The sequence below is a fragment of the Flavobacterium sp. BFFFF1 genome (genome assembly GCF_002256285.1).
Classification (GTDB): Bacteria; Bacteroidota; Bacteroidia; order Flavobacteriales; family Flavobacteriaceae; genus Flavobacterium.
This window is the reverse complement of sequence record NZ_NKJE01000024.1, coordinates 18,063-42,953: the sequence shown is the minus strand read 5'-3', so window position 1 is coordinate 42,953 and position 24,891 is coordinate 18,063. Positions and strand designations below refer to the sequence as shown.

24 protein-coding genes and 1 pseudogene are annotated in these 24,891 nt (G+C 41.6%); 16 read left to right on the top strand and 9 right to left on the bottom strand.

The genetic code is table 11. The features are described from left to right. Positions 1–668, top strand: a pseudogene (locus CFE23_RS13410) (dihydrofolate reductase); the annotation flags it as partial. Between the two features lie 73 nt (positions 669–741). On the opposite strand, the gene CFE23_RS13405 reads toward CFE23_RS13410, so the two are convergent. Then, entirely contained in the window at positions 742–930 is a 189-nt protein-coding gene (locus CFE23_RS13405; RefSeq protein WP_291088849.1) for a hypothetical protein, read from the bottom strand. Positions 931–1,044: 114 nt separating this feature from the next. Here CFE23_RS13405 and CFE23_RS13400 point away from each other — a divergent pair, with 114 nt between their 5' ends. After that, positions 1,045–1,437: a nucleoside triphosphate pyrophosphohydrolase family protein gene (locus CFE23_RS13400; RefSeq protein ID WP_291088846.1), complete on the top strand. Its 393-nt coding sequence runs from the start codon at positions 1,045–1,047 to the stop codon at positions 1,435–1,437. A gap of 170 nt (positions 1,438–1,607) precedes the next feature. Here the strand turns inward: CFE23_RS13400 and CFE23_RS13395 are convergent, their stop codons facing one another. Then, positions 1,608–2,675 carry a branched-chain amino acid aminotransferase gene (locus CFE23_RS13395; RefSeq protein WP_291088845.1) on the bottom strand — a complete coding sequence of 356 codons (1,068 nt, stop codon included), beginning with the start codon at positions 2,673–2,675 and terminating at the stop codon, positions 1,608–1,610. A gap of 286 nt (positions 2,676–2,961) precedes the next feature. On the opposite strand from CFE23_RS13395, the gene CFE23_RS13390 reads away from it, so the two are divergent. Genes CFE23_RS13390 through mnmD form a run of 3 tightly spaced genes read left to right on the top strand, consistent with a single transcriptional unit; the run spans position 2,962 to position 4,715 of the window. After that, entirely contained in the window at positions 2,962–3,588 is a 627-nt protein-coding gene (locus CFE23_RS13390) for a DUF4920 domain-containing protein (RefSeq protein WP_291088844.1), read from the top strand. After that, the gene (locus CFE23_RS13385) at positions 3,588–4,049 is read left to right on the top strand and encodes a hypothetical protein (protein ID WP_291088843.1); all 462 of its coding nucleotides are present in this window, start codon (positions 3,588–3,590) and stop codon (positions 4,047–4,049) included. Before CFE23_RS13390 ends, CFE23_RS13385 begins: the two co-directional genes overlap by 1 nt. Further along, on the top strand, positions 4,050–4,715 hold the full coding sequence (gene mnmD / locus CFE23_RS13380; protein WP_291088842.1) for a tRNA (5-methylaminomethyl-2-thiouridine)(34)-methyltransferase MnmD: 666 nt from the start codon (positions 4,050–4,052) through the stop codon (positions 4,713–4,715). Between the two features lie 4 nt (positions 4,716–4,719). Here mnmD and CFE23_RS13375 read toward each other — a convergent pair whose 3' ends face one another. Next, the gene (locus tag CFE23_RS13375) at positions 4,720–5,598 is read right to left on the bottom strand and encodes an NYN domain-containing protein (RefSeq protein WP_291088841.1); all 879 of its coding nucleotides are present in this window, start codon (positions 5,596–5,598) and stop codon (positions 4,720–4,722) included. Between the two features lie 271 nt (positions 5,599–5,869). Between CFE23_RS13375 and CFE23_RS13370 the strand changes: the two genes are divergently transcribed. Both CFE23_RS13370 and CFE23_RS13365 read left to right on the top strand, forming a co-directional pair. Continuing rightward, positions 5,870–7,129 carry an aminotransferase class I/II-fold pyridoxal phosphate-dependent enzyme gene (locus tag CFE23_RS13370; protein WP_291088840.1) on the top strand — a complete coding sequence of 420 codons (1,260 nt, stop codon included), beginning with the start codon at positions 5,870–5,872 and terminating at the stop codon, positions 7,127–7,129. Between the two features lie 173 nt (positions 7,130–7,302). After that, positions 7,303–7,782, top strand: coding sequence for a hypothetical protein (locus tag CFE23_RS13365; protein ID WP_291088839.1), 480 nt, complete (start codon positions 7,303–7,305; stop codon positions 7,780–7,782). Positions 7,783–7,793: 11 nt separating this feature from the next. Here the strand turns inward: CFE23_RS13365 and CFE23_RS13360 are convergent, their stop codons facing one another. Together CFE23_RS13360 and CFE23_RS13355 are read right to left on the bottom strand one after the other, a co-directional pair. Continuing rightward, positions 7,794–8,912: a GTP cyclohydrolase gene (locus tag CFE23_RS13360; protein ID WP_291088838.1), complete on the bottom strand. Its 1,119-nt coding sequence runs from the start codon at positions 8,910–8,912 to the stop codon at positions 7,794–7,796. After that, the gene (locus CFE23_RS13355; protein ID WP_291088837.1) at positions 8,909–9,880 is read right to left on the bottom strand and encodes a transporter; all 972 of its coding nucleotides are present in this window, start codon (positions 9,878–9,880) and stop codon (positions 8,909–8,911) included. Before CFE23_RS13355 ends, CFE23_RS13360 begins: the two co-directional genes overlap by 4 nt. Positions 9,881–9,997: 117 nt before the next feature. Here CFE23_RS13355 and CFE23_RS13350 point away from each other — a divergent pair, with 117 nt between their 5' ends. The 5 genes from CFE23_RS13350 to CFE23_RS13330 all read left to right on the top strand — a co-directional run bounded on the left by CFE23_RS13350 (position 9,998) and on the right by CFE23_RS13330 (position 16,238). Beyond that, positions 9,998–10,273 carry a DUF4834 family protein gene (locus tag CFE23_RS13350; protein WP_291088835.1) on the top strand — a complete coding sequence of 92 codons (276 nt, stop codon included), beginning with the start codon at positions 9,998–10,000 and terminating at the stop codon, positions 10,271–10,273. A gap of 60 nt (positions 10,274–10,333) precedes the next feature. Then, positions 10,334–12,817 (top strand): YfhO family protein, encoded by a 2,484-nt coding sequence (locus CFE23_RS13345; RefSeq protein WP_291088834.1) that lies wholly within the window; start codon positions 10,334–10,336, stop codon positions 12,815–12,817. 2 nt (positions 12,818–12,819) lie between these two features. Continuing rightward, complete coding sequence (locus CFE23_RS13340) at positions 12,820–14,121, top strand: glycosyltransferase family 4 protein (RefSeq protein ID WP_291088832.1); 1,302 nt, start codon at positions 12,820–12,822, stop codon at positions 14,119–14,121. Position 14,122: 1 nt separating this feature from the next. Continuing rightward, a complete protein-coding gene (locus tag CFE23_RS13335; protein ID WP_291088830.1) occupies positions 14,123–15,586 on the top strand; it encodes an oligosaccharide flippase family protein in 1,464 nt (487 codons plus the stop codon). Between the two features lie 178 nt (positions 15,587–15,764). Continuing rightward, positions 15,765–16,238 (top strand): low affinity iron permease family protein, encoded by a 474-nt coding sequence (locus CFE23_RS13330; protein WP_291088828.1) that lies wholly within the window; start codon positions 15,765–15,767, stop codon positions 16,236–16,238. Here the strand turns inward: CFE23_RS13330 and uvrA are convergent. Further along, positions 16,235–19,024: an excinuclease ABC subunit UvrA gene (gene uvrA, locus CFE23_RS13325; protein ID WP_291088826.1), complete on the bottom strand. Its 2,790-nt coding sequence runs from the start codon at positions 19,022–19,024 to the stop codon at positions 16,235–16,237. The genes CFE23_RS13330 and uvrA overlap by 4 nt on opposite strands. Before the next feature lie 322 nt (positions 19,025–19,346). On the opposite strand from uvrA, the gene CFE23_RS13320 reads away from it, so the two are divergent. Further along, entirely contained in the window at positions 19,347–19,931 is a 585-nt protein-coding gene (locus CFE23_RS13320; protein ID WP_291088824.1) for a sigma-70 family RNA polymerase sigma factor, read from the top strand. Positions 19,932–20,190: 259 nt separating this feature from the next. On the opposite strand, the gene nth is transcribed toward CFE23_RS13320, so the two are convergent. Beyond that, a complete protein-coding gene (nth, locus tag CFE23_RS13315; protein WP_291088821.1) occupies positions 20,191–20,841 on the bottom strand; it encodes an endonuclease III in 651 nt (216 codons plus the stop codon). A gap of 85 nt (positions 20,842–20,926) precedes the next feature. Here nth and bcp point away from each other — a divergent pair, with 85 nt between their 5' ends. Further along, positions 20,927–21,379, top strand: a complete 453-nt coding sequence (gene bcp / locus CFE23_RS13310) for a thioredoxin-dependent thiol peroxidase (protein ID WP_291088819.1) — start codon at positions 20,927–20,929, stop codon at positions 21,377–21,379. A gap of 115 nt (positions 21,380–21,494) precedes the next feature. Here the strand turns inward: bcp and CFE23_RS13305 are convergent, their stop codons facing one another. Continuing rightward, positions 21,495–22,955: a TonB-dependent receptor gene (locus CFE23_RS13305; protein WP_291088817.1), complete on the bottom strand. Its 1,461-nt coding sequence runs from the start codon at positions 22,953–22,955 to the stop codon at positions 21,495–21,497. A gap of 87 nt (positions 22,956–23,042) precedes the next feature. On the opposite strand from CFE23_RS13305, the gene CFE23_RS13300 reads away from it, so the two are divergent. Then, positions 23,043–23,807, top strand: a complete 765-nt coding sequence (locus CFE23_RS13300) for an MBL fold metallo-hydrolase (RefSeq protein ID WP_291088815.1) — start codon at positions 23,043–23,045, stop codon at positions 23,805–23,807. A gap of 4 nt (positions 23,808–23,811) precedes the next feature. Continuing rightward, complete coding sequence (locus CFE23_RS13295) at positions 23,812–24,312, top strand: hypothetical protein (RefSeq protein WP_291088813.1); 501 nt, start codon at positions 23,812–23,814, stop codon at positions 24,310–24,312. Positions 24,313–24,343: 31 nt separating this feature from the next. Here CFE23_RS13295 and CFE23_RS13290 read toward each other — a convergent pair. Further along, positions 24,344–24,891: alpha/beta hydrolase-fold protein (locus CFE23_RS13290; protein WP_291088811.1), on the bottom strand; the 548-nt coding region annotated here is incomplete at its 5' end.

Sequence of the window (24,891 nt, the reverse complement as noted above, 5' to 3'; positions counted from 1 at the left end):
CAGGGCAAATTAACAAAGGGGTAGGCACGCCAAAAGAAACGTTGAAAAGTTATGCTTCCACATTGGAAGAAGGCCGCGCGGATCTGGTAGGGCTGTTTTACCTGTACAATCCAAAATTACAGGAACTGGGGTTGGTGGATGACTGGAAAAAAGTGGGTGTTGCCGCTTATGACAATTATATCCGAAATGGATTGATGACACAATTAATCCGTCTGGAGCCGGGTGCCAATATTGAGGAGGCTCACATGAGGAACCGCCAGTGGGTCAGTGCCTGGGTTTTTGAAAAAGGAAAGAAAGACAATGTGATTGAAAAACTGACGCGCAACGGCAAAACCTATTATAATATTACCAATTATGAAAAGCTTCACGAATTGTTTGGGCAGTTGCTGAAAGAAACACAGCGTATTAAGTCTGAAGGTGATTTTAAAGCTGGACAGGCACTGGTGGAAAATTATGGTGTCAAAGTAGACCAAAAACTTCACGCCGAAGTGTTAAAGAGAAACGAGCAATTCAAGTCGGCGCCGTACAGCGGATTTATTAATCCTGTGCTGGTTCCGAAAATGAAAGACGGAAAAATCATTTCTATTGAAGTGACACAGCCTAAGTCGTTTGCAGAGCAGATGTTGTATTACAGTAAGAATTTTGGCTTTTTACCGGAGGAGAACTAGTTTTGGCAGTCTCAGTTAGCAGTTATGCTACTTTTATATGTGAAAAATCCCTGCTTTGGCGGGGATTTTTGTTTTAGTGTTTAAGGTAGATTTTTATCAGGAATAACAGACCTATAAACAATAAAAATCCAATCAAAATTTTATAATTCCCTTTATAAAAAGCACGGTGCATTGTGATATCTTTTCGGTACGCATAAACCATCGCAATGACAAATGCTATAAAAAAACAAACTGCGAAAATCAGTTGTCCCTGCGAAAACATCGCCTCTGATTTTGATGTCTGTACCTGTAGAAACATAGTTGATAAGTTTCCAGCAAAAGTACATTATTTTTTAGCCGTGATTATTATTTTGCAGTAACATTTAATACCATATTTATGCAGAAAAGAATCAACTCAGTCAAGGAATTCCATACCGCTTTTGAAATCGGGTACAGCGAAGTACCACGCGCTGATTTAGGAGAAGCGAAAAACCTGCTCCGCTTTAACTTAATGAAAGAGGAAAATGAAGAATACCTAGAAGCTGCTAGAAACAATGACCTCACGGAAGTGGCTGATGCGCTGGGCGATATGCTTTATATCCTTTGCGGTACGATCATCGAGCATGGGTTGCAGGATAAAATTGAAGCTGTTTTTGATGAAATACAACGCAGCAATATGAGCAAGCTTGGCGCCGATGGAAGACCAGTATACCGTGAAGATGGGAAGGTAATGAAAGGCCCAAATTATTTTAAGCCCGACTTTTCCGGAATAATCGACAATGAGAAATAACAATTAAGAATTAACAATTAAGAATTAACAATTAAGAATTAACAATTAATAATTATGAATTAAGAGTTAAAAATCAAGAGTTAACAATTAAAATTAAGAATTAGTAGCTGAAAACTGTATCAGTCCATTTACCGACCTACCTCATTATTAATTATCAATTATTAATTATCTTAAACTCTCACCGTCCAGCCGAATGTGTCTTCCGCCAGCTTGTACTGGATATTCGTCAACGTTTCTTTGAGCTGTAAGGCGACTGAGTTCTCGATTTTAGGCAGTTCATAATATACGTCCTGATAGGAAAATCCTATAATTGGATTGACGACAGCTGCCGTTCCTGCTCCAAATACTTCTTTTAACGAACCATCTTTTGCCGCAGAAATCAGCTCTGAAACCAATACGGATCGTTCTTCCACCTTCACGCCGTCGCGGTGTGCAATGTCGATGAGACTTTTACGCGTTACGCCATCCAGGATCCTTTCGCTTGTAGGGGCGGTGTACAAAGTATCGTTAATCCTGAAAAAAACGTTCATCGTTCCTGCTTCTTCAAGTTTAGTATGCGTAGCATCGTCAGTCCAGATGATTTGCTGGAATCCTTTTTCGTTCGCCAGTTTTGTGGGGTAGAACTGTGCGGAATAATTTCCCGCCGCTTTGGCAGCGCCAATTCCGCCATTTGCGGCACGGCTGTAATGTTCAGCGATGATTACTTTCACCTCTCCAGAATAATAAGATTTGGCAGGCGAAAGTATAATCATAAAGCGATACTGGGTGGATGGAGCAGCAATAACACCACTTCCAATAGCAATCATAAACGGCCTGATATAAAGTGTGTTGCCAAGTCCTTTTTTTACCCAGTCCCGTTCCAGGTCAATGAGTTGTCTCATGCCTTCCATGAAGATCCATTCTTCGACTTCCGGCATGGCCATACGTTTGGCAGACTTGTTAAAACGGTCCAGATTCTGGTCAGGACGAAAGAGCCATACGTCATCATTTTCATCTTTATATGCTTTCATTCCTTCGAATATTGCCTGGCCGTAATGGAAGACTTTGGCTGAAGGATCTAACAAAAATGGTTCGTAAGGCTTTATTACCGGTTTTTCCCATTTGCCTTCCCTAAAATCACAAACCAGCATATGGTCTGTAAAAGTGGTACCGAAAGTAAGGGTATCGAAATCTACGCTGTTGATTTTCGTCGAGGAAGTCTTGACTATATCGATTTCGTGAGTAGTTTTTAAACTCATCAAAGTTGATTTTAAAGTTATTTCTCAGAGTTAAAAAACTGATTTACATTATATTAAATGTAAAATGTTTCCCGCTGAAAATCGTGTTTAATGTTTTTGCTAAAGTAGAAAAAATTAACATGTTTTTGAGTTACGTTTCAAATAAATTTAATTTTTCGGATATTCGGGAACGTAATCTTAATTTCTTCAAATATTAGTTGGTTTTCGAATAAAATCAATAATATTTATATGTAACTGGAATAAAACTCATTATTTTTGCGTCACAAATTCAATCATTTTAAAGAATATGAAAAAAATAGCCATTCTGGCAAGCGCACTGTTGCTTGTCACAGCTTGTAAAAATGACAAAACCGAAGCGGCTCCCGATGCTACTATCGAAAAGCCTGCTGACACGCTTAAAAAAGATACTATCGCCACAGCTGTGTTGCCTGTTGAGGAAACCGTGACTGAAACAGCTGCTTCTGAAGAAAAAATCGTAGTGCAGGCGCCGGAAGGCAAGGAAATTAAAGTTCAATATGCCACTTTTGGTAGTAAAATTTCATCTGAAAAGGCGTTAACTGCAGAACAGATGATGAAAAAATACGCTTCCCTTAAAAAAGGCGACACCGTGAATGTAAAATTCCGTTCAAAAATCACAGACGTTTGTAAAAAGAAAGGCTGCTGGATGTCGATGGAACTGCCTAATAAAAAGGAATCTTTTGTGAGATTTAAGGACTATGGTTTTTTCGTGCCGTTGAACGCGGATAACTCGGAAGCCATCGTGAGCGGCAAAGCGTTCCTTGACGTGGTTTCAGTCGACGAATTAAAGCATTATGCGAAAGACGGCGGAAAATCGCAGGAAGAGATCGACAAAATTACGCAGCCAAAAGTAACGTATGCTTTTACCGCGGATGGTGTCTTAATTGAACAATAATGAAAAGACTAATCCTTTTATTATTTGTCGGCGTGCTGGTTTTTTCGTCCTGTAAAAAGGAAGAAAAAGTGGTTGTAAAAAGCAAGGAAGCCTGTTCATCGGAAAAAAAAGGCGGTGGTAAGAAGTTTGAGATGTACACCATGTCAGAAATGTCGATGTTGATGGAACAAATGTATGTCGATAACCAAAGGCTGAAGGAACGTATCAAAAGAGGCGACACGATTGGAAAGTTTCCAAATCATTTCCTGAAGATTCACAAGGCTGTTATGTCCGACGACAAGGAAAACGACGCGTTTTTCAAGAAACAGGCAGCCAATTTTATATCAGCACAGGAGATGATTTATAAAGATCCGAAGAATGCAAAAGAACACTTTAATAAAGGGATTGATGCGTGTATCCAATGCCACAAGGTAAAATGTGGCGGCCCCATCCCAAGGATCAAAAAATTATACATCGAATAGGTGCGGAGGGAAATCATCAGGACCGCAGACGGCTCTACCACAATCCATTTGCCGGATTGGGACGAATCTTATCATTCGAAACATGGCGCCATCCAGGAAGCGTACCATGTGTTCATAAAAAACGGGCTTTCCTTATTTGAAGAAAAGCCCGTTGCTATTTTAGAAATCGGTTTCGGAACAGGACTTAATGCGTTTATAACTTACTTGGAATCGCAAAAAAATAACCGAAGTATCATTTATACCGGTGTGGAAGCCTATCCCATTTCGTTAGATGAATTGCGTTCCATGAATTATGTCAATGAACTGGACGCTGAAGCAGAATCCGCAGCGTTTGACAAGTTGCATGAATCTGAATGGGGTATGCGTGCTGAATTGTCTCCTACTTTTTCAATTGAAAAGAGAAAGCAGTTTTTTCATGATATTGACGATGTATCGGAATTCGATTTGATTTATTTCGACGCTTTTGGGTTTCGGGTACAGCCGGAATTGTGGAGCTTCGAGATCTTCCAGAAAATGTATGCCGCTTTAAAACCTGGCGGCATACTGGTTACCTATGCGGCACGTGGCGCCATTAAGCGCAACATGCTCGAGGCGGGATTTACTGTAGAAAAACTCGCAGGACCTCCGGGGAAAAGAGAAATGTTTCGTGCATCAAAACCACTTTGATTTTCTATCCCAGACGGAGCCTTACATACACATGTTTAATGCCTCTTTTTTCGGACTCCCGTTCGTCTATTTCCAGGATGTCAGTCAGTGATTTCAACATCGGTGTGAGTTTATTGAAACCGTAATTTCGGGGGTCGAATTCGGGTTTCTTTCGTACAATCAAATTTCCAACATCGCCCAGGAAAGCCCAGCCATCGTCATCACCGATATCGTCAATCGTTGATTCTATCAATTGGATTGTCGGTTCATCAATCGCAGATTCAGTTACAACAACCGCTGCCGCAATCGGTTCCTCGATTTTTTCAGGCATTTTCACGGGCTGTTTACCGGGTATTTTTATAATTGGTTTTTCGGCAGGCTTTTCAATTGCTTTTGGAATGATTTTTTTAGAAGCGCTGGCTGCAATCCGTTTGGAAGCTTTTTTCTGGACCGCGCCTTCGAGTACTTCGAGAAAGATAAACTTATCGCAGGCTGAGATTAGCGAAGGTGGCGTTTTTTTCTCTCCGATGCCAATCACGGTCATGCCGGATTCCCTCAGGCGGATCGCCAGTCTGGTGAAGTCACTGTCGCTTGAAACGATGCAGAATCCGTCAACCTTTCCAGCATATAACAAGTCCATCGCGTCAATGATCAACGCGGAATCAGAGGAATTTTTCCCCTGGGTATAACTGTATTGCTGTATGGGGGTAATCGCGTGGTCCAGCAGGACATTTTTCCAGCCTACTGCGTTCGGACGGGTCCAGTCGGCATAAATTCGTTTTGTAGTTGGGGTCCCATATTTGGCTATTTCTTCCATCATCCCCTTTACGTTGCTGTAAGGGACATTATCAGCATCGATGAGTACGGCGAGCATCAGCTCTTTGTCTTTATTATTAAGCGGCATTACTTCCTTTATTTTTAGGTTTAGCGTAAAGGTAACGTTTATTTTTGAGATGCATCTATCGGTTGTTACCTTGGGTATTTGGCAGGAATATCGCCAAATAAACATTTTATCCTTATGCTGATTTATAATAACCTGACCGTTTTCGTTCAGCTTAAGAAAAAACCCTACAAAACAAGAAATAAAATTGCCTTAATGCCCTTTTTTTCTGCTATAAATCTTTATTTTTGCACGCGAAACGAAGCGGGATTTATTCCCGAAAACACAGAGCAATATGGTAAAAGATTTATTCGAAAGAATTCACGACAATAAAGGCCCTTTAGGAAAATGGGCCTCTCAGGCAGAAGGGTATTATGTGTTCCCAAAACTAGAAGGTGAGTTGGGGCCACGCATGCAGTTTCACGGGAAAGAGATCCTCAATTGGAGCATCAATGACTATCTTGGATTGGCAAACCATCCTGAGGTACGCCAGGCCGATATTGACGCAGCGATTCAATATGGTGCGGCTTACCCAATGGGCGCCCGTATGATGAGCGGGCAAACATCTGCTCACGAGGAGCTGGAACGCGAGTTGGCCGAGTTTGTAATGAAGGAATCTGCGTATCTGCTGAACTTCGGTTACCAGGGCATGGTATCAATTATTGATGCGTTGGTCACTAAAAACGATATTATTGTATATGATGTAGATTCACACGCCTGTATTATCGACGGGGTGCGCCTGCACATGGGTAAACGTTTTACATACCGTCACAACGATATCGAAAGTATGGAGAAAAACCTGCAGCGCGCTACCAAAATGGCAGAAGAAACCGGAGGCGGAATCTTATTCATTACCGAAGGTGTTTTCGGAATGCGCGGACAGCAGGGAAAATTAAAGGAGATTGTTGAGTTTAAGAAAAAATATAATTTCCGCTTATTGGTGGACGATGCGCATGGTTTTGGAACTTTGGGTAAAACCGGTGCCGGAGCAGGCGAGGAGCAGGGGGTTCAGGATAGTATTGATGTCTATTTTTCGACGTTTGCCAAATCAATGGCCAATATCGGAGCATTCGTAGCCGCCGATAAATCGATTATTGACTACCTGAAGTACAACCTTCGTTCACAGATGTTTGCTAAAGCGTTGCCGATGATCCAGACGATTGGATCTTTGAAAAGGCTTCGCATGCTTAAAACAATGCCGGAATTGAAAAACAAGCTTTGGGAGAACGTCGATGCGTTGCAAAATGGATTGAAAGAAAGGGGTTTCGATATTGGTGATACCAATACCTGCGTCACGCCTGTATATTTAAACGGAAGTATCCCGGAAGCGATGATGCTTGTAAATGATTTGCGTGAGAATTACCATATTTTCCTATCCATTGTTGTTTATCCTGTAATCCCGAAAGGAATTATCCTGCTAAGGATGATCCCGACGGCATCCCACACTTTGAAAGACATCAACGAAACATTGGACGCGTTCGAAGCTGTGAGGGAGAAACTTGTAAACGGTACTTACTTAAAGCTTGCTGGCGAGAGAACTGTAGATGTTTCATAGAAAAATTGGATTAAAAAAATAAGAATATACTTTGTTAGTAAAACCGTCAGTAAAACCGCTGACGGTTTTTTTTTGAATCAATCCAGCCATTACCCATTATCTCATTCCCTAATTATCTCATTCCCGCATTCGACAATTATCACTACATTTATATCAACCCAATTTAAACTGTTATGAAAAACTTCATTTTTTGCTGTACCGTGTTTGTAACCGTTGCCTGTAAGAAGGACGCCAAAGTACCGGAATCGGAAATTAAGCCTGCTCCGGTCCCTGAAGCCGTAATTTCAAATACGGATTGTTATCAGGCAGTACTTAAAAAAGACACCATCACACTGCGCCTTGATTTGAAAGGAACTGACATCGTTTCAGGAAAGCTAACCTATAATTTCTTTGAAAAGGACAAAAGCGACGGAACGATTACCGGTAAGATGCACGGGGACACTTTGTATGCCAACTATATTTTCACCGCAGAAGGACAGACTTCACAAAGTGAGGTCGCTTTCCTGAAAAAGGGCGAGACGTTCATTGAAGGCTACGGCGACATCTCTGATGACGGAAAAGGCAAAGTGACTTTTAAAAACAAAAGAAAGCTAAACTTCGGGAGTAATACCGTATTGCATAAAATAGCATGTCCAGAAGAAAGCCTCAAATAATGAGGCTTTTTTTATAATTCCCTGCGAAATGTAGCGCGCTTCCTGAAAGTTACCGGATCAAAGTTTTTCCAGATATTGTGGATCGCATGGTTGTCGGATAACTCCGGCGTACGAATACAATCAGTGATCCCTTTCGCTTTAAATGTTTTGTAATATTCCGAAAACACAATTGCTGTGACGCCTTTGTTTTGGTATTCCGGTGTGACACCAATCAGGTAAAACAACACCTTCTTGCTGTTCTTTCGGGCATTCAGTAAATGAAAAAGGCCAAACGGAAATAATTTACCCTTCGCCTGCTGCAACGCTTCTGAGAATGAGGGCATCACGATGCTGAACGCAATCATATTGTCATCTTTATCAAATACAAATTTGATATACTCAGGGTTGATAAAACTAATGTATTTCTTTTTGAAATAAGCTTTCTGGCTGTCATTAATCGCTACAAAAGAGGACAAATCGGAGTAGCTTCCATTAAACAGATCGAACATCTGGTCGACATACGGCATAATGTCTTTGGTCTTTGTAAAATTCATCGGACGCAGTTGGTATCTCCGTTTCACGAGATCTTCGATTTTCTCATACATCTCGGGCAGCACATTCGCGAAAGGAAATTTATTTTCGAGGTATTCCTTTTCCACTACATACCCAAGTTTCTCTAAATGCCTGCTGTAATAAGGATAATTGTACCAGGTGATCATGGAGCCAATTTCGTCATAGCCTTCAGTGATCATTCCGACCTTGTCAAGGTTTGAAAAACCCATTGGCCCTTCTGCATACAAAAGGTTGTGCTTTCGTCCAATTTCATAAACTTTTTCGAGCAACGCCTGGCTAACGGCTATGTCGTCTATAAAATCAAACCAACCAAAGCGCACTTTCCTCTTTTCCTGCTTGTTGACTTCGTCCCAGTTGATAATGACCGCAATTCTTCCAACGGCTTCATTATCCTTAAAGGCGATGTAAAAAAACGCGTCTGCCGTTTCAAATGCTGGGTTTTGCTTCGCATCAAATCCGGCGAGCTCATCAGCAATCAATGGTGGTACCCAATACGGATGGTTTTTGTACAGCGAGAACGGAAATTTAACGAATTCCCGCATCAACTTTTTGGAATTCGCTTCTACTATTTGAATCATTTGCCCGGCCCTTTTTCCAGTTCCACTTCGTCCTTACGTTTCTTTTTCTTATCCTTATTCTTTTTGTCCTTGTCTTTGTCTTTTCCGTCATTCTTACCGCTTCGGATAAGGACCGGCTTGTAGTTTTTATCAAAACGCCATGACAACCCGATACCGCCGGAAAAAACGGATGGCGTGTTTTTAAGGTTAAAGGTCAGCGAGCCATCCAATTGGATGTTTTCACGGATCAAATACGCCGCACCACCACGGATCAGTGCGTCAGAATAATAATCGCTCTTATAGTTTTGGTTTTCGACAAATGCAGACCATTTGTCGGTGATGCCTTTTGTCAAAGTCAGGATCAGTCCATAACTTGGAAAATCGGTTGTGACTTTATCCGCGATGATATTCGTTACAAAAACATAACCACCACTAAATTGATTCTGTGTAATCACCATCACTTTTGGGCTGATCGCGGGATCAGTTTCAAAAGTAAACGGATTGTCAAAATTCAGGTTAAAGCCTGCATATACTGCGACTGCCGGAATAAACTCCCTCCATTTGAATTTGTGGTTCGCTTTCCAGCTGTATAAATTCGGTTTTTCTTCATAGTTCTTATTGGGATCGTAAAACAGGTATTTTGCACCAATCGTTGTTTGCCGAAGGGCACTCCTGTTCTCGCTGCCGAACGGCGTGTTGTAGGCATCATATTGGTACTGGAGATCAAAATTGAATTCGAGCTGTTCGTAGAACAATCCCCATCGGAGGCTCAGGTCCATGTTTATTCCGTTGGTATCCGTAGCCAATAACTCATGCTTTTCGACAAATCCGTTTAATCCGCCTTCCGCCTGAAATACACTTTTGCCAACAGAAAAAGCTGACAGGGATTTCCCAGGGCGATTGGAATTAATCACATCAGTATACTGGGCGGAAACGGTTGCCGATGCGAATGCCGCAATAAGAATTAAATACGCTCTGGGACTGATCATAGAATTGTTTTTTTTAGATACAATGCGTTTCAAATGTACTATAATTTATTATTTATTTAAGAACCATATTTTATTTTTAATGACAGGAATCGTTAAATTTGACAAATTTTATTTCCCATGCAGACAGCAAGTTTTAATTCTCTACTGGAAACGATTTTCTTTATCATCCTTTTCTACTATGCGTTTAAATTTCTGGCCAGGCTGTTTCTTCCGGTCGTTGTAAAGAAAGTGGTGCAGAAAGCAGAGCAGAATTTCCAGCAGCAGTACAATTACCAACAACAATACCAACAACAATACCAACGAGAAGATACTACCAATAGTAAGGATAAATCCACAAAACCGCGCGAGACCAAAAAGGTGGGTGAGTATGTGGATTATGAAGAAATTGATTAAGTTTGCAGTGAAGTACTTTTGCCTGAAAAGCATAGGTACGACTAACTTTAAACCGATTCAATGAAGTTTCTCAACAGGTTCTTTCCGCATCTTCTTGCCGTTTTAGGCTTTGTAATTATTTCCCTGATTTACTTTTATCCGGTACTGCAGAAAAAGGCGCTTTTCCAGTCTGATATCGCCCAGTACACCGGAATGGCGAAAGAGCAAAATGATTTCCGCGCAAAAGAAAACGCCGAACCTTACTGGACAAATTCGGCATTTGCAGGAATGCCGACGTACCAACTAGGAGCAAATTACCCACACAACTATATTAAAAAACTGGATAGTGTCCTTCGTTTCCTTCCGCGCCCTGCAGACTATCTGTTTCTGTATTTCATGGGGTTTTACGTTTTGTTACTGGTGATGAAAACCGATCCGCTCAAGGCTTTCTTCGGAGCCCTGGCGTTTGGTTTTTCTACGTATTTCATCATTATCCTTGGAGTGGGGCACAACGCGAAAGCGCATGCCATTGCTTACATGCCACTGGTCGTTGCCGGGACAATTCTGGTCTTCCAAAGACGAATTATTTTAGGCGGTTTACTGACTATGCTTGCGGTGGCCCTGGAAATCAATGCAAATCACTTCCAGATGACGTATTACCTGCTGATATTACTTTTGGCAATTACGGTCTATTACGTAATCAAATTTGTAAAGGCAAAACAATACAAACTCCTCTTGATTTCTTTTGCTGCGCTTGCCGGTGCCGTTGTGCTGGCGGTAGGAGCCAATGCAACTGGATTACTTGCTACCGCTGAATATACCTCTTTCAGTATGCGAAGCAAAAGTGAGCTTACCGTCAAGCCTGACGGACAGAAACACGAAACTACTTCGATGCCCAGGGATTATATTACACAATATAGTTATGGGATTGCAGAGAGTTTTAACCTGATCGCACCCGGATTGTTCGGAGGATCAAATAGTGAAAAACTCGGACCAGATTCGAAGGTCGTGGAATACCTGCAAACACAGGAAATTGAAAAAGACCGGTATTTATCAAAAGATGAGGCAGTGGCCTATGCTGCTGATGGAATGCCAACCTATTGGGGTGACCAGCCTGGTGTTGCGGCCCCTGCTTATGTCGGAGCCATCGTATTTTTCCTTTGTGTATTGGGACTTTACAATGATAAACGAAAAATAAAGTACGCCTTCCTTGCCGGTGCAATCGCATCCCTAATCCTTTCATGGGGAAAGAATTTCTCTTTGGTCACCGATTTTTTCATCGATTATGTGCCCATGTACGACAAATTCAGGGCGGTGTCCTCCATTCAGGTGGTATTGGAATTGTGTGTTCCGGTCCTTGCCGTCATGGGATTAAAAAGTTTCTTCGAATCCGATAAGGACAGACAGTGGAAATCACTGAAAAATTCTGCCATTGTGACACTTGGCATCCTATTGTTACTCATCGTATCGAAAAGCGTATTCAAATTCACGAGCATTAATGATGAAGGCATCGATCCCGCATTTGTTGACGCACTCATCGAAGACAGGAAGGCCCTGTATTCGTCGGATCTTTGGCGTTCCATATTGCTTGTATTGGCCGCGGCGCTCGTGCTGTGGATGGTAATGAAAGAACGCGTTTCAACGATGATTGGCGTTGTGATTGTGGGTGTGCTGATGGTCGGCGACTTGTTCTTAGTCGATAAGAAATACGTGAATTCAGAGAAGTTTGTCGATAAGTATAAAGTCGATGTGCCGTTTGAGCCTTCACAGGCAGATCAGGAAATACTGAAAGATACAGGCAATTACCGCGTGTATGATATTCAGGGAAGAATGCAGGCAAAAGCATCGTATTTCCACAAATCAATTGGCGGTTACAGCGCTGTCCGCCCAAGACGCCTTGACGAGGTGATTGATTACCAGATTGATACCAAGCTGAAAAACCTTGCTGAAATTATCGATCCTGAAACACTAAGTCTAAAAAGTAACATTCCCGCTTTAGACATTTTAAACGTAAAATATCTGGTTGTCCCGACCCGCGATGGTGAGTTACCTGTAACAAATCCTTTCGCCGGAGGTGCCGGATGGTTTGTCTCTTCAGTGAAAACAGTCGCTTCCGCAGATGATGAAATGAAAAACTTATCCGGTGATCTCAGAAACACTGCGATTGTAAATTCAAAGGATTTTCCTCAGTTTAAAAACAAACCTTTCGCCAAAGACAGTACCGCATCGGTTACACTTGAAGTTTCGAAATCAAACTACCTAAAATACAAGACACAAAATGCAGGGGTTGGCCTGGCAGTGTTTTCTGAAATCTATTACCCAAAGGGTTGGAATGCCTACATCGATAATAAAAAGACCGATCATATTCGGGCCGATTACGTATTGCGTGCTTTGGAAATTCCAGCTGGCACACACACTGTTGAATTTAAATTTGAGCCCCAGGTCGTAAAGACCGGAAGTATGATTTCGCTGGGAAGCTCCCTGGTGATGCTCTTGCTGCTTGTTGGCGGAATCTATTACGAAGGAAAGCGTAAAACTGTGATCAAAAACCCGGCAGTCAAATAAACTTGGAAACTGAAAATCAAAAAGTACTGATTATCACGTATTACTGGCCACCGGCTGGCGGTCCGGGCGTACAGCGCTGGCTGAAATTCGTAAAATACCTTCCCGACTTCAACATTACCCCGGTTGTTTACATCCCTGAAAACCCGACCTATCCGATCATCGACGAAGATTTGCTCAGTGACGTGTCAGATAAAGCGCTTATACTTAGGAATAAGATCACCGAACCGTACGGGTTAGCAAAAATATTTTCAGGGAATAAGAGTCGCAAAATGAGCTCAGGCATTATTCCGCACAAGAAAAAGCAGTCGTTTGCTGAACGCCTGATGCTGTGGATTAGAGGGAACATCTTTATTCCCGATGCACGTTTCCTATGGGTAAAACCCTCCATTGACTTTCTTTCATACTACATTCAAAAAAACAACATCCAAACGGTCATTACTTCCGGTCCGCCGCACAGCCTTCACCTTATTGGTCTCGGGTTGAAACGGCGCCAGAAGATCAATTGGATTGCCGATTTTCGGGATCCCTGGACTACAATCGGTTATCACAAAGCGTTAAAGTTGTCATCCTATGCCGCAAAAAAGCATAAGAAACTGGAAAGTCAAGTGCTGAATACCGCTGATGTTATTTTGGTTACGAGCAATACCACGAAATCAGAATTTAAAGCGTTAACCGCCAAACCGATTGAAGTCATTACCAATGGCTTTGATGTCGAAAAAACGGGCGCGCAGCCATTGGATCAAAAGTTCTCTCTCGCACACATCGGATCGTTCCTGTCAGAGAGAAATCCTACGATTTTATGGGAGTCGATTAGCGAACTTATTGCTGAAAATGCTGATTTTAAAAATGATTTCGAGCTGAAATTAATTGGCGCAGTAAGCCGCGAAGTATTGGATTCAATTGAAAAGCAAAAGCTAACTTTTCATTTAAATAACATGGGATATGTTTCACACAGTGAAGCCATTGCTGCACAAAAGCAATCACAGGTTTTACTTCTGATTGAAATTGATTCGGAAGACACCAAAAGCATCATTCCCGGAAAGCTATTTGAATATATGGTTTCAGAAAGGCCGATTTTAGGGATAGGGCCTGAGGGCTCCGATTTTGCTTCCATCCTGAAAGAAACGAACACGGGAGCTTTTTTTACCTATGCACAAAAGGAGGATTTAAAGGCTAAAATCAGTGAACATTATAAAGCTTACCAAAATGGCGTTTTAAAGTCACATGCCGTGGGCCTACAAAGATTTTCCAGGAAAAACCTTACTGGTGACTTGGCCGCAATAATTCGTAAAACGGCTAAATAGCATGGGAATCGTACTTCGGCAATCGGCAAGAAACGTTATTACCAGCTATTTGGGCTTTGGGATTGGCGCTATTAACGTAATGTTCCTTTACACGACATTTATTTCGAAAGAGCATTATGGTGTAGTCAACTTTATACTTTCCGCAGCCAACATCGTAATGCCGTTGATGGCTTTTGGAGTACACAATTCGCTCATCCGTTTTTTTTCCTATTGTAAATCAGAGGAGGAAAAGGAGCGTTTTATGAGTTTTATGCTGCTGATCCCACTTTTGTTTATCATTCCCATTTGTGGGCTGGCTTATTTTTTCTACGACGAGATAACCCGGCTTTTGCATAAGAACCCGGAAGCCAACATGTTTTTATGGCTGATCCCGGTAATCGCGGTCTGCATGGCCTATTTCGAGATATTCTACGCTTGGGTAAAGGTACATATGAAATCGGTTTTTGGAAATTTCATCAACGAAGTGCTGGTTAGATTGGTTATCATGGGGCTTTTGTTCAGCGTACACTTCGGCTGGATGCAGGAAACTTCCTTTATCTATTGCCTCGCGGGCGCATACGCTTTACAGCTGTTCGCAATGATGGCGTATGCCTTTAAGGTGAGGATGCCCAAAATTACATTTCATTTTCCCGACAATGCCAGGGAAATACTGGGATTTTCTTTGTTTATCATTATTTCCGGAAGCGTGGCGACGCTCTTATTGGACTTCGATAAGGTCATGATTCCGTTTTATAAGGCATTTAGCGAAAACGCAGTTTATTCGCTTGCTATTTTCATCGCCACGGTGATAGCGGTCCCAAGCCGTGCCATGCTGCAAATCATTTATCCCATAACGGTTCGTTTAATGAGCGAGAATAAACTTGACGAACTTAACGACCTTTACAAGAAGAGCGCCATCACGCTTCAGGTTTTTGGCGGTCTGATTATGTTGGGTATTTTCCTGAATATTAACCAAATGTACCGAATTATCCCCGGCAATTATGGTTCTGGAACATTGGCGGTATTCCTCATCGGAATATCAAAATTTTATGATGTAATCCTGGGGAACAACAATGCGATTATACTAAACACAAAATACTATCGCTGGGCGCTGTTTTTTGGAGTGTTAACGGTATTCATGATGGTTGGACTGAATATGATTTTTATTCCGCTGTATGGTATCAACGGTTCTGCACTGGCAACTCTAATTACAGTGGTAGTCTACAACTCGGTGAAGTTGTTTTTTGTAGTGAATAAACTCGATTTGTTTCCATTTACAATAAATACGATTAAGTCATTTGCGATCATCACCACCACGTTCCTTGTATTTTATTTTTGGGATTTTCCATTTCATCCGATAATTAACATTGTCCTGAAATCAGGCTTGATTACAGTGATATATGTTTATGTAAACTATAGAATGAGGATTTCTGCTGAAATCAACGACTTAATCAACGCTACATTAGGGAAATTAAAATTTAGATAGCGCTTGCCTCAGGCCGCTTGATAATTTTACGCTTTGTGTAACGGAACATTCAAATTGTTTTTTTCGGAAAAGTCCGGCATAGGCTGGGCTTATGAATGGTGTTCGCAATCCTTTGAAATTTGATTAACTTCGGGCAACGAAATCATCAAAAAATCCATCACAACAAAACGCAATTGATATGAAAAACACCGCTTCAAAAAGTGCTTCAGTATTTGAAAAATTCGCCACTAAAGTAACAAAGGCAACCGGCAGCACCCCTGCGTTTCTGGGTGCATTTACGATTGTATTGATCTGGGCGCTTACTGGTCCGCTTTTCGACTATTCAGAAACCTGGCAGCTTGTCATTAATACTGGAACTACGATTATCACCTTCCTGATGGTATTCCTGATTCAGAAAGCCCAGAACAAGGATTCTATGGCAATCCAATTAAAACTAAACGAACTGGTCGCTTCGCACGAATTTGCGAGCAACCGCCTCGTCGATGTTGAAGATCTATCGGAAGCTGAGATGAAAGTGCTGCAACGTTACTATGTGCTGCTTAGCCAACTTTCAAAAAAGGAAGACAGCCTACAACATTCTCACTCTATTGATGAGGCGAAAGAAGCCCATGAACTCAAAAAAGTTTCAAAAAAGAAACCGCGGAAACCCTAGCGTAATTTATCCTTTAGGTATTTTCCGGTTACAGAGGCTTTATTTTTACAAATGTCTTCTGGCGTGCCTTCAGCCAGGATATGCCCCCCATTTTCGCCACCTTCAGGTCCAAGGTCAATAACCCAGTCCGCACATTTGATCAAATCAAGGTTATGTTCGATTACGATAATGGAATGCCCTTTATCAATCAACGCATCGAACGAAGCCATGAGTTTATTGATGTCATGGAAATGCAGCCCGGTTGTAGGCTCATCAAATACGAATAATGCCTTGTCTTTTGTAGCGCCTTTAACAAGAAAAGACGCCAGCTTGATTCGCTGCGCCTCGCCGCCGGAAAGGGTAGAGGAGGACTGGCCCAACTGGACATAACCGAGGCCAACATCCTGTAAGGGTTGTAATTTCTGCGTGATCTTTGACTGCTTTGTCCTCGTAAAGAATTCAATGGAATCGTCAATGGTCATCGTCAGGATGTCATCAATGTTTTTTCCTTCAAACGCGACTTCCAGAATTTCCTTCTTGAATCGCTTGCCGTTACAGGTGTCACATTGCAGTTGCACATCGGCCATAAAAACCATTTCTACATTGATGGTACCTTCTCCTTTACAGGTTTCACAACGTCCACCATCAACGTTAAAGGAGAAATGCTTCGCCTGGTAACCGCGAATTTTAGACAATTTTTCCTTTGAATATAAATCCCTGATGTCATCGTAGGCTTTGATGTATGTCACTGGATTGGAGCGTGAACTTCTACCGATCGGGTTCTGGTCTACATATTCAATGTGCTGGATTTTGTGATAATAGCCACGCATTTCCGTAAACTGCCCGGCTTTTTCTCCAACTCCCTCCAGCTTTTTCTGGATTGCAGGAAACAAAATCTTTTTGATTAAAGTACTTTTGCCGCTACCTGAAACGCCGGTGATTACAGTGAGCATTTCCAATGGAAACTTCACATCAACATCTTTCAGGTTGTTCTCCCGTGCACCAAGGATTTCAATGTAAGTACTGGATTTTCTCCTGGTTCTGGGAACTTTAATCTGCAATTCCCCATTCAGGTATTTTGCAGTAAGTGATCCTGATTTTAATATCGTTTTATAATCGCCCTGAGCCACAAGATTTCCCCCGTGGGTTCCTGCCTCGGGACCGATATCGATGATTTCGTCAGCAGCGCGCATAATGTCCTCGTCATGTTCCACTACAATGACCGTATTGCCCAGGTCCCTGAGTGACAGCAACACCTTAATTAGCCTTTCGGTATCTTTAGGATGCAGCCCAATACTGGGTTCGTCTAAAATATACATTGATCCAACAAGGCTGCTGCCCAAAGAGGTAGCGAGATTAATGCGCTGTGATTCACCTCCTGAAAGCGAGGCAGAATTCCTGTTTAAAGTGAGATAATCAAGTCCGACTTCCGTAAGGAAACTCAACCTGCTGTTGATTTCTGTTAAAAGCCGCTTGGCAACCTTTTGGTCGAATTCAGAAAGATGCAGGTTGTTAAAATAGTCGACCAAATTTTTGATTGGCATATCAACAAGGTCTGAAATTGTCTTTCCGTCAATTTTTATATTGGAAGCCTCAGGCCGTAAACGCTTTCCTTTACAGGCATAACATTTTGTTTTGCCACGGTATCGGGACAACATCACCCGGTTTTGAATCTTATAATTTTTTTCTTCCAGTTCCTTAAAGAAAGCGTGCAGTCCTGTAAAGTGTTTATTGCCATTCCAAAGCAATTCCTTCTGCACTTCGGTTAATTGATAGTACGGCTTGTGGATGGGAAAATCAAATAAGTACGCACTGTTCACCAACACATCCCGATACCATCCCATGCTTTCCCCGCGCCAGGCATAGACGGCATTTTCGTAAATTGACAACGCCGTATTTGGAATGACAAGATCCTCATCAATACCAATGATATTGCCATAGCCTTCGCACACTGGGCAGGCACCATAAGGGTTATTGAAGCTAAATAGGTGAACATTCGGCTCAGGAAAGCTGATGCCGTCCAGTTCAAAATTGTTGCTGTAGGAAATCCTGTTGCCACTGTCGGCGTCCTGCAAAGCACATTTTCCCTTGCCTTCATAAAATGCCGTTTGCACGGCGTCGGAAAGGCGATTGTAAAAATCCTCTTCATCCTTGACGACAATACGATCAATAACAAGCATAATTTCTTTACCAGCGAAGGACATATCTTTAAGGTCGTCGAGACGGACCATTTCATTATCTACCAAAATTCTGGCAAAACCTTGCTGCAGCAGCACACCTAATTTCTCCTTTATTTCCCGATCCTTCTCCGCAAATACGGGCGCTATCAACAGCCACCTGCTGCCGTTTGCAAATTGCTTTACCTCGTTAACGACATCGCTTACGGTGTCTTTTTTAACTTCCTGACCAGAAATCGGTGAAAATGTCCGCCCAATCCTTGCGAAAAGCAATTTCATATAATCGTAGATCTCAGTCGATGTTCCGACTGTAGAACGCGCATTGGTCGTGTTCACCTTTTGTTCAATGGCAATGGCAGGAGCAATACCCTTAATATACTCGACTTTCGGTTTATCCAGCCTGCCAAGAAACTGACGCGCATACGACGAGAGACTTTCCACGTAACGTCTTTGTCCCTCTGCATACAATGTATCGAATGCCAAACTTGACTTCCCAGAGCCAGAGAGGCCTGTGATTACTACAAGTTTGTTTCGTGGAATGACAACATCCAGGCTTTTTAAATTGTGGACCTGAGCACCTTTGATGATTATATTTTTCTTGGGTTCTGCGGAATTTATATCGGATCTCATTATAGGGAATGCAATTTTTGCAAAGGTAATCATTATCAATTTATCAACAGCAAATACCCCATTCCTAAATGTAAGCGCTTTTCAAAAATACGACGTATAAGATTACAAATTTCTGATTTTAGTGTCGTTTATAACCAAAAGTGAAAGTGATTCTTATTATTCGTCAAAAAAAATGTTAAATTTTGATTTAGCGTTTGGATATTAATTTTTTTTTACGCTACATTTGGTTATAAAATTAATCTTTAATTAACAGCAGCCTATACAATAAAATTACTTTTTAGATCACATCACTTATTCAATCAAAAACTAAAAAGTTAATTTTATGGCTAATGTTCAAACCCCGGACGCTTTACTTTTAAAGAGCTATGTAGCAGGTGACGAAAACGCTTTGGCTACATTAATTAAAAGGCACCAATCAAAACTTTACGGATTCATTTACTCTAAGGTGGCCGACAGGGATATCGCTGATGATATTTTTCAGGATACCTTTATTAAAGTCATCAAAACTTTAAAATCCAATGCCTATAACGAAGAAGGCAAATTCCTCCCTTGGGTAATGCGTATTGCACACAATTTAATTGTGGATCATTTTCGCCGAAACAAGAAGATGCCCATGTCACGAGATACGGAAGAGTATTCTGTGTTTTCTTATATGTCTGACAATGAGCCGAACATTGAAGCAAAAATGATTACCATGCAGATTGAGAAAGACCTGCAGAAGTTAATTATGGAATTGCCTGATGACCAGCGTGACGTATTGATGATGCGGATTTATCAGGATTTGAGCTTCAAGGAAATCTCTGACCTTACCGGTGTCAGTATCAATACCGCGCTGGGCCGTATGCGATATGCGCTGATGAACCTCAGGAAAATAATTGAAAAAAATAAAATAATTTTAACAAATTAAAATAATAATCGGGGACTTGCTGCGTTCTAATGGAAACAAACAAATCCATTATGGCAAAAATTTACTCTAAGAAATCTTTAGCAACTCCTAAAATGCAACCAAAGAAAGAAACCGTTTCGTTCTTGTTAAATTACTCGAAAGCGTTAAGCTACATGAAAGTGGGTAAAATGAAAATTGAGCATATTGCGAATTAGTTGAAAATCCTGCCAGAAACATTATCTGGCGGGATTTTTTTTGTTCAACAAAATTTACCGCAGTGTTATTTTGGTAATGACGGTGTCTTAAATTCCTTCCTTCCTATTGTTTTTGTAATGACGTCCTTCTCCATATTCCATCCACGCGCGGGGGAATACTCTCTGCCGTACCATATGATCTGAAGGTGCAATTTGTTCCAGGAAGATTCTGGAAACAGCTTTTTAGCATCTTTCTCTGTCTGCACCACATTTTTTCCATCCGATAATCCCCAGCGGTACATCAGCCTGTGAATATGGGTGTCCACCGGAAAAGCAGGAACACCAAATGCCTGAGACATGACGACGCTCGCAGTCTTATGCCCCACTGCCGGCAACGATTCCAAAGCTTCAAAACTTTGAGGCACCTCGCCATTATACTTTTCAATTAATATCTCCGAAAGCCCGTGAATGCCCTTTGATTTCATAGGCGAAAGTCCGCATGGGCGAATAATCTCCTTGATTTCCTCCACCGACATTTTTACCATATCATAAGGATTGTCCGCCTTTGCGAATAATATCGGCGTAATCTGATTCACGCGCACATCTGTACATTGCGCGGAAAGCAACACCGCAATCAACAACGTGTAAGGATCTTTATGATCCAATGGAATTGGGATCGTGGGGTAGAGCTCATCCAACGTAGCCATTACCAAACGCACTTTTTCAGCCTTCGTCATGCTGCATAAATTTAGGGCTTAAAGTTAAGTTTATTTAAGAAAACTGTCTTAACTTTAGGTCATAAACTTTAAACAAAATAAGCGAATGACAACATTACAAAAAGGCGATAAGTCACCGGAATTTTCAGGAGTAGACCAGGATGGCAACAAACATGCACTCGCCGATTATAAAGGAAAGAAACTGGTGGTTTTCTTTTACCCAAAAGCCGACACACCCGGTTGTACCGCAGAAGCCTGCGATTTGCGCGACAACTATGAACGTTTTCAGGCAAACAATTATGCCCTGCTTGGCGTTAGCGCTGACAGTGCGAAAGCCCAGACCAAATTTCGAAATAAGTTTAGTTTCCCATTCCCATTATTGGCCGATGAAGACAAATCAGTGATCAACGCATTTGGCGTCTGGGGACCAAAGAAATTCATGGGCCGCATATTTGACGGCATACACCGTACCACGTTTGTCATCAACGAAGAAGGAATTATTGATGAAGTTATTTCAGACGTAAAAACGAAAGAACACGCTTCACAGATATTGAAATAGTGTGCTGCTGGCAGTCACAGTAAACGGTTTTGCAGTTCCTTAAAAATATAAAACCGGATGTTAATCCGGTTTTTGTTTTTATAACGTTTAGCGGTCCACTGGTGCTGAAAACGGTTTAATTTGTTTCTTCAAGGATCTTATTCGGATCATAACCAAAAAGCTGATGTTGCTTAATCAACTCCGCAATCCCGCTCGGCAGCATGCCTTCCCAACCGCGTTTCCCGTTGGTAATCATTTTTAACACTTCGCGAGAGAACACTTCAAGCGTATGTGGATCAAAATCATCGATATCAACAACCTTTCCGTTGAATTTAAAAAACTTGTACAGCTCTTTCATTCTTGGGTGTACCTTAAGGTTTTCGGAAGTGATGATTTCTCCATGGTCACCCAGCATAGGATATAAGAACACTTTCAGGTCACGGTAGAATAATTTTCCAAACGCTTCCAATATACCTCCACTCAGATGGCGGTAGTATTTCTCATCAAAAATGTCCACAAGATTATTCACACCCATTGCCAATCCCATACGGGCTTTGGTATAATTCGAAAAATATTCAACAACCTTATAATATTCCTGGAAATTCGAAATCATCACGGTTTGGCCCAATGAACAAAGCAATTCCGCACGATCCATAAAATCCCTTTCATCAATCTCCCCGTCAGAACGCAGGTTGGAAAGTGTGATTTCAAATACGACGAGCGTATTGTCTTTCTCGACCTTATTCTCCTCAAGGAACATTTTATATGACTTCTCATACATGTCCATGTTTACCTTTGTAACAGGCCTGAAACTTCCCCGGAGCGCAAGGATATTCTTCTTATACAAAATGGCAGCGGGTAGGATGTTGTTCCCATCAGGATCAAACATCACCGCATCCGTCATGCCATTTTTTACAAGCTGGAGACTCATCAATCGATTGTCCACATTGGCAAAACGCGGCCCGGAAAAATTAATCGTGTCGATTTCTAGCTGGTCCTTGTCGAGGTGGTCATACAAGTACCGAAGCAGACGCTTCGGATCATTATACTTATAAAATGCACCATAAATGAGGTTCACGCCCAGAACACCCAACGTTTCCTGTTGCAATCTCGCATCTGTTTCCTTGAAACGAATGTGGATAATAATCTCATTGTAATCCTCGTCAGGCTCAATCTGATAACGGATACCAACCCAGCCATGCCCCTTAAACTGTTTCGCAAAATCAATCGTAGCGACCGTATTGGCATAACTGAAAAACATTTTATTGGGATGCTTTTCCCGACTCAGACGCTTTTCAATCAGGCTTACTTCATGCGACAGCATCTTTTTAAGCCTGCTTTCCGTCACATAACGACCATCGTCCTCAACACCATAAATCGCATCGCTAAAGTCCTTATCGTATGCAGACATCGCTTTCGCAATAGTACCTGAAGAACCACCGGACCTGAAAAAGTGACGAACGGTTTCCTGTCCGGCACCAATCTCCGCAAAGGTCCCATATATATTATCATTGAGATTGATACGCAGGGCCTTGTCTTTCGTAGAAGGAATTTGTTCGATGACCTTGTCACCTTTTAATTTAATTTCAATATCCATTTAAAAATCGCTATATACTTTACAAAGTTAATAAAATAGGGCTTTTACAAAAGATAATTGTTTTATTTTTGTGAAAAATTAACGTCTTTGAAAGTATATTTTTTAGGAACAGGCACCTCACAGGGTATTCCGGTAATCGGGAGCACACACCCAGTTTGTAAAAGTTCAGATCCAAAAGATAAACGACTCCGCGTTTCTGTTTGGTTATCATGGGAAAATACTTCCCTGATTATTGACTGCGGACCGGATTTCAGGCAACAGATGCTGGTTTCAGGCTGTGAAAGGGTAGACGCTATTTTGTTCACCCATGAACATGCAGACCATACCGCGGGTCTCGACGACATCCGTCCATTCAACTTCAGGCAGGGAAGTATCCCCATTTATGCACATCCGCGGGTAATCGAAAACCTGAAGAAAAGATTTGACTACGTTTTCGAAACGGAAAATAAATATCCCGGTGCCCCGTCAGTGGAAACCTTCGAAGTTTGTCATGAACTGCCGTTTTCATTAAATGACAAGACCATAATTCCCATAAACGCTTTCCATGGCAGCCTGCAGATTTTCGGTTATCGGATTGACGATTTCGCATACCTTACCGATGTCAAAACCATTGCCGACGAAGAGATAGAAAAATTAAAAGGCGTGAAAGTAATCGTCATCAATGCGTTGCGTATCGAGTCGCATGAAACCCATTTTAACCTCGAAGAAGCGCTGGATTTTATCAACAAAATCAAACCCGGGAAAACCTACCTGACACACATCAGCCATCTGTTCGGGTTCCACGAAGAAGTCCAGAAGATGCTGCCTGAGAATGTATTCCTTGCCTACGACAATTTAGAAATCAATATTTAAAATCATGAAAAAATCCCTTTTCCTGTACCTCTTTATCCTTGCCGTCTTACTAAACGTTTTTACCTACATGTATTTTACGAAGGAAAATACCTTTGAAAAAGAGCAATCCATAAAAAAAGAGAAAAAGCTTTCGGACAGCGTATCCATGCTGAAAAACCGACTCACTGACGCAGATTACTTCTCCCTTGAAACCAACCAACAGGCCCAGGACTATTTCGAGGATAAAACAACCGGCGAATTTCTATTACCCGAGAAATTAATTCCGTACCTGAAAGAAAAACTAATTGCATTCAACGACGATCCGAATGGTAATAAATATGTCGGTTTCGATAAATTAAATGACAAAAAGTTTATCATTAACCATATTAAAGTGCTAAACCACCGTTGGATTATCGCTGACTTTAATAACACCGAATTATGGGGAGAAGTAATCATAAAGTATTTCATCAATGAAGACAAATCAGTGGATTTTGAAACTGCCGAAACCGTAATCTACAACAAATAAAAAAAGCTCCGCAACAGGAGCTTTTTTTTTATTAAGTGGTTTGAAGCCAATCCTTCAAATCGTAAAAGTTCTTCGGTGATACCCCATGTCCAATCGGGTATTCATGGTAAACATTTTCAATGCCAAGTCCATTCAGTATTGCTGGCGCCTTCCGTGCCCAATCCACGGGTATGACCTGATCCACACTGCCGTGGGAAATAAACATTTTCAAATCGCTGAAATCGTTCTTTTCATATCCTTCAACCATAATCTCTGGATTCAGGTACCCGCTCAGCGCACCAACGCGCCTGATTTTCTGAGGATACGAAAACGCCACAGCATAACTCAAAATCGTGCCCTGGCTGAAACCAATCAAAGTCACGTCATCAGCGTCAATAGGGTAGTGCTGCACAAGCTCATCAATAAATTTGCTGATCAAGTCACGGGATTCCCTGGCCTGCTCATGATTTGAAAACTTATTTTCAGCGGCATCAAAATTGATCGCATACCACGCATAACTGCCATACATCAAATCATAAGGCGCACGGGCAGAAACCACATAATATTCTTCCGGCAATTCACTTGCAAACGAAAAAAGGT

Bases quoted from the DNA above. Each gene is read 5' to 3' on its own strand.
- CFE23_RS13330 (WP_291088828.1), top strand. From the start codon at position 15,765: ATGAAAAACACCGCTTCAAAAAGTGCTTCAGTATTTGAAAAATTCGCC.
- bcp (WP_291088819.1), top strand. From the start codon at position 20,927: ATGACAACATTACAAAAAGGCGATAAGTCACCGGAATTTTCAGGAGTA.
- CFE23_RS13355 (WP_291088837.1), bottom strand. From the start codon at position 9,880: ATGATCAGTCCCAGAGCGTATTTAATTCTTATTGCGGCATTCGCATCG.
- CFE23_RS13320 (WP_291088824.1), top strand. From the start codon at position 19,347: ATGGCTAATGTTCAAACCCCGGACGCTTTACTTTTAAAGAGCTATGTA.
- CFE23_RS13335 (WP_291088830.1), top strand. From the start codon at position 14,123: ATGGGAATCGTACTTCGGCAATCGGCAAGAAACGTTATTACCAGCTAT.
- CFE23_RS13365 (WP_291088839.1), top strand. From the start codon at position 7,303: ATGAAAAACTTCATTTTTTGCTGTACCGTGTTTGTAACCGTTGCCTGT.
- CFE23_RS13405 (WP_291088849.1), bottom strand. From the start codon at position 930: ATGTTTTCGCAGGGACAACTGATTTTCGCAGTTTGTTTTTTTATAGCA.
- CFE23_RS13370 (WP_291088840.1), top strand. From the start codon at position 5,870: ATGGTAAAAGATTTATTCGAAAGAATTCACGACAATAAAGGCCCTTTA.
- CFE23_RS13400 (WP_291088846.1), top strand. From the start codon at position 1,045: ATGCAGAAAAGAATCAACTCAGTCAAGGAATTCCATACCGCTTTTGAA.
- CFE23_RS13375 (WP_291088841.1), bottom strand. From the start codon at position 5,598: ATGCCGCTTAATAATAAAGACAAAGAGCTGATGCTCGCCGTACTCATC.
- CFE23_RS13295 (WP_291088813.1), top strand. From the start codon at position 23,812: ATGAAAAAATCCCTTTTCCTGTACCTCTTTATCCTTGCCGTCTTACTA.
- CFE23_RS13385 (WP_291088843.1), top strand. From the start codon at position 3,588: ATGAAAAGACTAATCCTTTTATTATTTGTCGGCGTGCTGGTTTTTTCG.
- CFE23_RS13345 (WP_291088834.1), top strand. From the start codon at position 10,334: ATGAAGTTTCTCAACAGGTTCTTTCCGCATCTTCTTGCCGTTTTAGGC.
- CFE23_RS13360 (WP_291088838.1), bottom strand. From the start codon at position 8,912: ATGATTCAAATAGTAGAAGCGAATTCCAAAAAGTTGATGCGGGAATTC.
- CFE23_RS13390 (WP_291088844.1), top strand. From the start codon at position 2,962: ATGAAAAAAATAGCCATTCTGGCAAGCGCACTGTTGCTTGTCACAGCT.
- nth (WP_291088821.1), bottom strand. From the start codon at position 20,841: ATGACGAAGGCTGAAAAAGTGCGTTTGGTAATGGCTACGTTGGATGAG.
- CFE23_RS13350 (WP_291088835.1), top strand. From the start codon at position 9,998: ATGCAGACAGCAAGTTTTAATTCTCTACTGGAAACGATTTTCTTTATC.
- uvrA (WP_291088826.1), bottom strand. From the start codon at position 19,024: ATGAGATCCGATATAAATTCCGCAGAACCCAAGAAAAATATAATCATC.
- CFE23_RS13395 (WP_291088845.1), bottom strand. From the start codon at position 2,675: ATGAGTTTAAAAACTACTCACGAAATCGATATAGTCAAGACTTCCTCG.
- CFE23_RS13305 (WP_291088817.1), bottom strand. From the start codon at position 22,955: ATGGATATTGAAATTAAATTAAAAGGTGACAAGGTCATCGAACAAATT.